General features: G+C 69.2%; 9 protein-coding genes. 6 read left to right on the top strand and 3 right to left on the bottom strand.

Annotated elements, in window-relative coordinates:
- Positions 1-100 precede the first annotated feature (100 nt).
- Together NN2_RS30550 and NN2_RS30545 are read left to right on the top strand one after the other, a co-directional pair.
- Positions 101-868, top strand: a complete 768-nt coding sequence (locus NN2_RS30550) for a DUF2071 domain-containing protein (RefSeq protein WP_063018154.1) — start codon at positions 101-103, stop codon at positions 866-868.
- Between the two features lie 50 nt (positions 869-918).
- Positions 919-1,497 (top strand): DinB family protein, encoded by a 579-nt coding sequence (locus tag NN2_RS30545; protein WP_063018152.1) that lies wholly within the window; start codon positions 919-921, stop codon positions 1,495-1,497.
- Between the two features lie 63 nt (positions 1,498-1,560).
- Here the strand turns inward: NN2_RS30545 and NN2_RS30540 are convergent, their stop codons facing one another.
- Positions 1,561-2,034: a flavodoxin family protein gene (locus tag NN2_RS30540; RefSeq protein WP_063018150.1), complete on the bottom strand. Its 474-nt coding sequence runs from the start codon at positions 2,032-2,034 to the stop codon at positions 1,561-1,563.
- 75 nt (positions 2,035-2,109) lie between these two features.
- Here NN2_RS30540 and NN2_RS30535 point away from each other — a divergent pair, with 75 nt between their 5' ends.
- Complete coding sequence (locus NN2_RS30535; protein WP_063018148.1) at positions 2,110-2,871, top strand: enoyl-CoA hydratase; 762 nt, start codon at positions 2,110-2,112, stop codon at positions 2,869-2,871.
- Between the two features lie 85 nt (positions 2,872-2,956).
- Positions 2,957-3,739, top strand: a complete 783-nt coding sequence (locus tag NN2_RS30530) for a PaaI family thioesterase (RefSeq protein ID WP_063018146.1) — start codon at positions 2,957-2,959, stop codon at positions 3,737-3,739.
- Positions 3,740-3,752: 13 nt separating this feature from the next.
- On the opposite strand, the gene rox is transcribed toward NN2_RS30530, so the two are convergent.
- Positions 3,753-5,171, bottom strand: coding sequence for a rifampin monooxygenase (rox, locus tag NN2_RS30525; protein WP_063018162.1), 1,419 nt, complete (start codon positions 5,169-5,171; stop codon positions 3,753-3,755).
- A gap of 211 nt (positions 5,172-5,382) precedes the next feature.
- The gene (locus NN2_RS30520; protein ID WP_218022078.1) at positions 5,383-5,847 is read right to left on the bottom strand and encodes a GNAT family N-acetyltransferase; all 465 of its coding nucleotides are present in this window, start codon (positions 5,845-5,847) and stop codon (positions 5,383-5,385) included.
- 65 nt (positions 5,848-5,912) lie between these two features.
- On the opposite strand from NN2_RS30520, the gene NN2_RS30515 reads away from it, so the two are divergent.
- A complete protein-coding gene (locus NN2_RS30515) occupies positions 5,913-7,127 on the top strand; it encodes a site-specific integrase (protein WP_063018144.1) in 1,215 nt (404 codons plus the stop codon).
- Positions 7,128-7,368: 241 nt separating this feature from the next.
- Complete coding sequence (locus NN2_RS30510) at positions 7,369-8,817, top strand: amidase (RefSeq protein ID WP_063018142.1); 1,449 nt, start codon at positions 7,369-7,371, stop codon at positions 8,815-8,817.
- The last annotated feature ends 50 nt before the right edge of the window (positions 8,818-8,867 follow it).

The following is an 8,867-nucleotide window of genomic DNA, read 5'->3' as shown; positions in this document are numbered from 1 at the left end:
GACTGGCTTTATGTGTCGGCAGGTTCCTGAGCGCGATCTGCCCGGAGCAGGTCATCGTCAGACAGCGCAGACCCCGAACCACCGAGAACAGGGGAACCTGATGAGACCACCGCAGATGTCCAGCGTCGTCGAGCGACGCCTTCTGGTGAACTACCGCGTCGCCCCTGAGGCTGCCGCGAGCTTGGTGCCGCCGCCGATGCGGCCTCAATTGGTCGGCGGCTGGGCGGTTGCCGGAATCTGCCTGATCCGCCTCGGGCAGTTGCGACCCAGTCGGCTACCCGGCTGGATCGGGCTGCGCAGCGAGAACGCGGCACATCGCGTCGCGGTTGAGTGGGATGGTCCGCAGGGACGATCGACCGGTGTGTACATCTCGCGTCGCGACAGCGGCTCGGTGATCAATGTCCTTGCCGGTGGCCGACTGTTTCCGGGTGAGCACAGTCTGGCGCGGTTCGACGTGCGGGAGACGACGCAGGACCTGCATGTGGCCTTCGCCAGTCATGACGCGTCCCTGTCCGTCAGCGTGGATGTCCGGACCGCCGAGCGGTTGCAGGGAAGCGAACTGTTCGCCGATCTGGCGCAGGCATCGGACTTCTTTCGGCATGGCTCTGCCGGATTCTCGGCCACGCGTGGCGGTCGATGCCTCGATGGGCTCGAGCTCCAGACGAACTCGTGGCACGTCGAACCGGTCGAGGTCTGCTCGGTTCGGTCCACGGTCTTCGACGACCGGGACCGGTTCCCGCCCGGCACCGCAGTGCTCGACTGTGCCTTGCTCATGCGCCAGGTGCCGGTGTCCTGGCGCCCTCTTCCGCCCCTGCGGCCACGCCACGAATCTCTTCCGCCCGCGACAAGCGGACACAATCCGACCTAATTCGCTGCGATCGTTGGTATCGGAATCGACAACGACCCGAAAGGACAACGATGACCACCGAGAACACCCCGGCGTCCGCACTCGACGGCGAACGCGCCGATCTGCTCGCCCAGCTCGCCGCCGCACGCAGCGCCCTGCGCGGCACCGTCGACGGGCTGACCGACGAGCAGGCCGGCGCGCATCCCACCGTCAGCGCCCTGTCGCTGGGCGGGCTGGTCAAACATGTTGCGGCGATGGAGGACAACTGGCTGCGGTTCGTCGTGGAGGGCCCCTCGGCCATGACCTACGAGCTGCCCGAGGGGGTCACCTGGGCGGACTTCGCCGCCGGCACCGCGCGGGAGTATCCGCAGTGGGCCATCGACCACCGCAACACCTTCGTCATGCTGCCCGGTGAAACGCTCGCCGGCATCCTGACCCGCTACGAGCAGATCGCCGCGCGCACGGAGGAGATCATCGCCGCCGTGCCCGATCTCGCGGCCACGCATCCGCTCCCCGACGCGCCGTGGCACGAGACGGGTGCGGCGCGCAGCGTGCGCCGGGTGCTGATGCATCTGATTCACGAGACCGCGCAGCACGCCGGGCACGCCGACATCATCCGCGAGTCACTGGACGGCCGGACCGCGGGCTGACGCCCGGGCCCACGCGGCGGGTGCATACCGGCCGCCGCGTGGGCCCGGGCGAAGGTGGCGCTTTCAGCGCCCGGCGGTGACGCGGTCGCGCAGCCCTTCGGCGAAGGTGCGTGCAGCGTGGAGGTCGGCGGCGTCGGGATGTCCCTTGCTGATTCCGCCGACGATTCGCATCGGCAGCCAGGTATCGAGGCCGCGGCAGGTGAAGGTGTCGAGCACCGTGAAGCCGCGCTGGGTGAGAAGCGTTGCGAGCGAACGGGTATAGCGGCGCAGGGGTGTTTCCGGCATACCGCTGGTGGCGTAGACGAACGCCTTGGTACCGGACTGTGCCGGCAGCGCGCGAATCAGCTCGCGCAAGCGGGGATGGAAGTTCATGGTGAAGATGCCGGACCCGAATCCCACGAGGTCGCAGGAGGCGAGTTCGGCGGTGTCGAGTTCCTCGGGCCCGACGACGCGGGCGCCGAGCACTTCGCCCATGGCCTCGGCGATCCGCAGAGTATTGCCGTGCGATACCGAGACACATACGATGACGGCCTTCATGCGGGCTCCCTTGCTCGTCCGGTTCGACTCGGATTCCCGGATCGTATCGACCGCGCCCTCCCTTACGATGACGCCATGGCGGAGATCACGGTGGAGCGGCGCGATGCGGTCGCGGTGGTGACGGTATCGGACCCGCAGCGCCGAAATGCGTTGACACTCGGGCTGTCCGAGCAGCTGGCGGCGGCGATCGCGGAGGCGGAAGCCGATGCCGGGGTGCACGCGGTGGTGATCACCGGGGCTCCGCCGGCATTCTGCGCGGGCGCCGATCTCAGCGCACTCGGCGAGGCGGCGGAGGAAGGCTTGCGGGCCATCTACGCGGGATTCCTCGCTGTGGCCGAATGCTCGCTGCCCACGGTCGCGGCTGTCGGTGGGGCCGCGGTCGGCGCGGGGCTGAATCTGGCGCTAGCCGCCGATGTGCGCCTCGCCGGACCGCACGCTCGGTTCGATGCGCGATTCCTGCGGCTGGGTATCCATCCGGGCGGCGGCATGACCTGGATGTTGCAGCGCGCCGTCGGGTCGCAGCAGGCCGCGGCCATGACGCTGCTCGGCGAGATCCTCGATGCCGACGCGGCCCACAGTGCGGGCCTGGTGCATCGTGTCGTCCTCGGCGACCATGACGACTTGCTCTCTGCCGCAGTCGAATTGGCGGCCGGTGCGGCCGAGGCGCCGCGCGATCTGCTGATCACCACCAAACGCACCATGCGCCACACACGCACTCTGGACGCGCATGCCGAGGCCGTCGACGCGGAGATCGTGCCCCAGGTGGCTTCGCTGGATTCCGAGGAGTTCGCCGCCCGGCTCGCCGCGATGAAGGCGCGCATCAGCGCCCCGCGATAGCCGACGAGAACGTGATTCTCGCTGAAGTAGAATCAAATCGCTCATGTGTGGCCCGGCCGGGACGCACCGGACCGGAGGAGATGCCGTGAGTGTCGAAAGCAGACTGTCCCCGCGCCACCACGTGCTGCTCGAACTCGGCTTCGCTACCCGGCGCGCCGGTGACGAGGTGCACGGTTCCGCGACCATCGTGCCGGAACTGCACGCGCCGGGAACCGCGCATCTGCGCACCTCCATTCTCGCCACCTGGGCCGATACCGTGGCCGGGTTGCTGGCGTCGCTGGTGATGCATCCGCGGGTCCCGGTGACCCTGGAACTCGACGTCAACCTCTACCGGCCCGCGCCCGCGGCCGGGCAGCTCGAGGCGATCGGCCGCACCGTGAAGGTGGGCCGGTCGGTCTTCGTGGCCGAGATCGACTTCGCCGTCGACGGCGAACCGCTGGCCTTGGCCGGCGCCTCCTTCATGGTCGCCCCCGACCCGGACCTGCAACTTCCCCGCGCGCTCAGCATCGACATGCCGGCCGGCCGCGATCGGCTCACCACTCCCCTGGCCGAACGCCTGCGCTGCGAACGGGCGCGCCCCGGCGTGGCCGTTCTCCCGCGCACCGACGAGGTGCTCAACGCCGCCGGCAGCGTCAACGGCGGCCTCATCGCCGTCGCGGCCGAGGAAGCCGTGCTGTCCCTGGCTCCCGGTGACAGCCTCAGCTTCCTCGGCCTGCGTTATCTGCAACCGGCCAAGGTGGGCCCGGTGACGGCCACCGCGACGCTGCGGGGCGGTGTCGGACGGGTCGATCTGCGCGACACCGGCGCCGACGACCGCCTCGCCACCATCGCCACCGCCCGCACCCTCGGTGTCGTGGCGCGACCGTAGATCCGGCGGCCGATCAGGCCGCGCCGAACCAGGTCGGGAGATGGGCCAGCAGATCGTCCTGGTCGTCGCCGACCCACGCCACATGCCCGTCCGGCCGTAAAAGAACTGCGGGAACATCCAATTCGTCGCTGACATCGGCGACGTGATCCACCCGGTCGGCCCACCCCGCCACCGACAGCCGGCCGGTCTGATCCAGCAGCAGTCCGCGGCCCGCGTGCATCAACTCGTAGAGGCGTCCGTCCTTCAACCGCACGTCCCGCAGGCGCCGGCCGAGCAGTTCGTGCCCGTCACCGAAGTCGTAGCGGATCGCGGTGCCGGTGATCTTCTCGGTCAGCCGCCGGTTGACCTCCTCGATATCGATGAGCTCGGTGAGCAGCCGCCGCACCGCACGGGGCCCCGGCTCGAGCGATATCAGCTCCATCTGCGCGCGCGTGTTGTCCAGCACGTCGGCGGCGACCGGGTGCCGCTCGGACTCGTAGCTGTCCAGCAGCCCGGCGGGCGCCCAGCCGGCGACTTCGGCGGCCAGCTTCCACCCCAGATTGAACGCGTCCTGGATGCCGAGGTTGAGACCCTGACCGCCGACCGGCGGATGGACGTGCGCGGCATCCCCGGCCAGCAGCACCTGTCCGGACCGATACCGCGCGGCCAGCCGGGTCGCGTCTCCGAAACGCGAGAGCCAGCGCGGTGAATGCACGCCGAAGTCGGTGCCGGCGGTGGCCACCAACTGTCGCTTCACCTCCTCCATCGTCGGTGGCACCGTACGGTCCTCGGACAACCCCTCGGCCGGCACCACGAAGCGGAACGTCCCGTTGCCCGACGGCCCGACCCCGAAACGCCGCTGGGTCTTGCGGACCTCGGTCACCACCGCGGTCACGGTCTCCAGCGGCGCGTCCAGCTCGGCCTCCCCCAGCAGCGTCTCCACCCGGGTCGGTTCACCGGGGAAATCGATCCCCGCGAGTTTGCGCACGGTGCTGCGTCCGCCGTCGCAGCCGACGAGATACCGTGCGCGCAGCCGGCTGCCGTCGGCCAGGTCGACGGTCACACCCTCCGCATCCTGGGTGGCGCCGACCACTTCGCAGCCGCGCCGGATGTCGACGCCCATCTCGGCCGCATGTTCGGCGAGCAGCCGATCGGTGACCGTTTGCGGAATGCCGAGCACATACGCGTGCGCCGAGTCCAGCTCCGGCTGCGGTGCCGTGATACCGGCGAAGAACCCGCCGACCGGATATTTCGTGCCCAGCTCGAGGAAACGCTCCAGCAGCCCCCGCTGATCCATCACCTCGATACTGCGCGCGTGCAGGCCCAGCGCGCGGACAACCTTCGTCGGCTCGGTCTCCTTCTCCAGCACGACCGGGTTCAGGCCGTGCAACCGCAATTCGCACGCCAGCATCAGACCGGTAGGCCCGGCACCGGCAACGATCACGTCAATCATGAAACCCCATTCGACACGGTGGTGGCCGAGCCCGCGACACAGCCGATTTTCGCAGGTCATGGCGTTGGCTCGACGATTGTGCAGCACACCCCCGGCCTTGCCGCAAGACCCCCTGTGCGATATATATTGGTAGTGGAAGGGAGTTCGGGGGAACTCCACGCAATCCGATTCCGGGCTACTTCTGTTCCCGCGCTTCCGCTTCGCCCGCAGCTCACACCGCGCGCGTCATGAAGACACTCGTCCCGTTGTCGAGGTAGTCGCCGAACGCGCCGCACCGCACGAACCCGCACCGTTCGTACAGCGTGCGCGCAGGCCGAAACGCTTCGCCCGCACCGGTTTCCAGACTCACGCGCACCCAGCCGCGGGCGCGTGCCAGCTCGAGCAGATGCGTGACGATCGCGGCGCCGACGCCGTGCCCGCGCGCCGCGTCGAGGGTGTGCATCGATTTCAGTTCCCCGTGCCCGCCACCGAGATCACGCACCGCGCCCATACCCAGCAGCAGACCGTCGCGCCGAGCGGTGACCAGCGTGAGTAATGGATCGGCCCATCCGCCCTGGTCGAGCGCGAAGACGGCCTCGGCGGGGGTATGGGCCCGCGCGAAGGCGAGATGGCGGGCGGCCAGAGCCCGCACGTCGGCTCGGGCGGGATCGTCGGCGGCGACTGTCACGGACGGCACGGTCGATCATTCTTCCCGGCGCGGGCGGGCGCGGCGAACGTCGTTGCCCGGTAGCCTGTCTCGCGATGAGCGTCTCACCGGATCCCGTGGTCGTCGATATCGCCGTGCCGGAGGCGGTTCGCACCGAATTACGGCGGGGTGTGCGCAGTGTGCTCGTCGACACGGTCGCCCTGCGGATGGTGCGGGAGCGCTTCGACACCGAGCAAGCCGGGGCACTGGGCCGTTATCTGGAGGCTTCACAGTCGCCGAACACGGTGCGCGCCTACCGATCCGACTGGATCGGATTCTCGGCGTGGTGTGCGGCCGAGGCGCGGTGCGCACTTCCCGCGGACGCCCTGGACGTCGCGGTATATCTGGCCGCGGCCGCCGATGCGCGAAAACCGTCCGGTGAGTGGGCATTCGGGCCGGCCACACTGGAACGCAAGAGCGCCGCCATCGCCGCGGTCCATGCCGCCAACGGCCTGCCCTCCCCGACCCGATCCGATGTGGTGCGGCTGACCCTGCGTGGCATTCGCCGCACCCGTCGCAGCGTGCCCAACCGTAAGCGTCCCGTGCTGCTGCACACGCTCGAACAACTGCTGGACGGATTGCCGGCCCCGGGCTGGCCCACCGAGCCGGCCCGCCGCCGAGACCGGCTGATGCTGCTCGTCGGCTTCGCCGGGGCACTGCGCCGTAGCGAACTCGCCGGACTACGCGTCGGCGATGTGGCGGTCACCGTCGATCACCGCACGGGCGAGCCCGTGCTGCTGGTGCGGCTGCCGGCGACAAAAACCGATCCGACCGGCGCGGGCGCCCAGTCGGTGGCCCTGCCGCGTGGGGCACGACCCTCGACGTGTCCGGTGTGCGCCTTCGCGGAGTGGATCGACCTGCGCGACATCCATTCCGATGGCGGCGCCGACGATCTGCGGTCCTGGACTGAGCGCACTACCGCCGCCACCGACATCCACCGCTGCCACGGCTTCACCGGCGCCACCCGGGTCGATCCGCAGGCCCCGCTGTTCCCGCCGGTGTCGCGGCACGGCGGCATCGGCGCGCAGCCGATTTCCGGGCGGGCGGTGGCGGAACTGGTGAAACGCTATGCCGCACGGGCGGGACTCGATCCGGCCCTGTTCTCCGGACATTCGCTGCGCGCCGGATTCGCCACCCAGGCCGCATTGGGCGGCGCGAGCGACCGCGAAATCATGCGCCAGGGCCGCTGGTCCAATCCGCGCACCGTGCACGGCTACATCCGCACCGCGAACCCGTTGGAGGACAACGCGGTAACGAAACTCGGGTTGTGAGGCCGAGTCGAACGGTCTGCGGCAGAAGTGGAAATACGGCAGCCATTGTGACATCTATCCCGTTGTCTGAAACGGCATTTCATGGCTTGCGCCGGCAAAGCCGGGGCGCTGTCTGCGTCATGACCTGGGAATATGACAGAACGAATGCGTTGATTTGCCCTGCAAGTGGCCTCGTTCGAATTTCCTCTTTGCGCGAAGAGGTATTTTATGCCCCCTGCCGCGGACCAATACCTTCCGATTCATGGAGTGGAACTTTCAGTCGGCCGAAGAAATTGCGGCTGCCTTGCGTGCCGGTGTGGTGACCTCGGTCGAGCTGACCGACGCGGCGATCACCCGTATCGAGCGCGACGACAAGGCGATCAACGCGATCTGTGTGCCGGACTTCGACAATGCGCGGGCCGCCGCGCGCGCTGCCGACCGGGCGCGCGCCCGCGGCGAGGACCGCCCGCTGCTCGGTATTCCGGTGACGGTCAAGGAGTCCTACGATATGGCCGGGCTGCCCACGACCTGGGGCATACCGCAGCACGCCGACTATGTACCGACCGAGGACGCGGTACAGGTATCGCGGCTGAAGGCCGCCGGTGCGGTGATCCTCGGCAAAACCAATGTGCCGCTGATGCTGCGCGATATCCAGAGCTTCAACGAGATCTACGGCACCACCAACAATCCGTGGGATCACGGCCGCACGTCGGGTGGGTCGTCCGGCGGTTCGGCGGCGGCCCTGGCGTGCGGATTCGGTGCGCTGTCCATCGGCTCCGACCTTGCCGGTTCGTTGCGCACCCCTGCGCATTTCTGCGGCATCTACGCGCACAAGCCGACACTCGGTCTGGCGCCGACCCGCGGGATGGTCGCGCCGCCCGCGCCGGCACTGCCGGTGGACCTCGACCTCGCCGTTGTCGGTCCGATGGCGCGCACCGCCCGCGACCTCACACTCCTGCTCGACGTGATGGCCGGACCGGACCCGCTGACCCACGGCGTCGCCTACGACGTCGTATTGCCGCCCGCGCGCCACGAACGGCTGGCCGACTTCCGTGTGCTGGTCCTCGAGGAACATCCGCTCATTCCGACCGGGGCGGCGGTGCGGGCGGGCGTGAACCGGGTCGCCGAGGCGCTCGTGGACGAGGGTGCCCGCGTGGAACGGCACAGCCCGCTGCTGCCCGACCCGACCGAAGCGGCGACACTGTATATGCAGCTGATGCTGTCGAACGCCGCCGCAGGTCTTCCCCTCGACGTGTACCGGCAGCTGCAGACCCGAGCCGCCGCCCTCAGCGAGGACGATCGGGGTCTCGACGCGGCGCGATTGCGCGGCATGGTGCTCAGTCACCGCGACTGGGTAGCGGCGAACAACGGTCGCGAACTCCACCGCCACGGTTGGCGGCGACTGTTCTCCGAATTCGATGCGGTGGTGTGCCCCATCACACCCACTCCCGCCTATCCGCACGACCACAACGGAGATCTGGAGGACCGGCACATCGACATCGACGGCGTCGAGTACCCGTACTTCGACCAGCTCGTGTGGGCCGGCATGGCCACCATGCCCGGCCTGCCCGCCACCGCCATACCGGCGGGCCGCTCACCCGAGGGCCTGCCGGTGGGAGTGCAGCTCATCGGCCCGATGTTCGAGGACCGCACCCCGCTGCGGCTGGCCGAACTGCTCGAGCAGAAGATCGGCGGCTTCCGGGCACCGTAGTGCGGGCGCTGAGTCGGACCAGTGCGTCGGCGCCGATGCCCCGGCCGGCG

Source organism: Nocardia nova NBRC 15556 (assembly GCF_001613005.1).
GTDB classification, from domain to species: Bacteria; Actinomycetota; Actinomycetes; order Mycobacteriales; family Mycobacteriaceae; genus Nocardia; species Nocardia nova.
The sequence above is the reverse complement of the archived record's forward strand: the minus strand, read 5'-3'. Positions and strand labels throughout refer to the sequence as shown.

Bases quoted from the DNA above. Each gene is read 5' to 3' on its own strand.
- NN2_RS30540 (WP_063018150.1), bottom strand. From the start codon at position 2,034: ATGAAGGCCGTCATCGTATGTGTCTCGGTATCGCACGGCAATACTCTG.
- rox (WP_063018162.1), bottom strand. From the start codon at position 5,171: ATGATTGACGTGATCGTTGCCGGTGCCGGGCCTACCGGTCTGATGCTG.
- NN2_RS30545 (WP_063018152.1), top strand. From the start codon at position 919: ATGACCACCGAGAACACCCCGGCGTCCGCACTCGACGGCGAACGCGCC.
- NN2_RS30550 (WP_063018154.1), top strand. From the start codon at position 101: ATGAGACCACCGCAGATGTCCAGCGTCGTCGAGCGACGCCTTCTGGTG.
- NN2_RS30510 (WP_063018142.1), top strand. From the start codon at position 7,369: ATGGAGTGGAACTTTCAGTCGGCCGAAGAAATTGCGGCTGCCTTGCGT.
- NN2_RS30515 (WP_063018144.1), top strand. From the start codon at position 5,913: ATGAGCGTCTCACCGGATCCCGTGGTCGTCGATATCGCCGTGCCGGAG.
- NN2_RS30535 (WP_063018148.1), top strand. From the start codon at position 2,110: ATGGCGGAGATCACGGTGGAGCGGCGCGATGCGGTCGCGGTGGTGACG.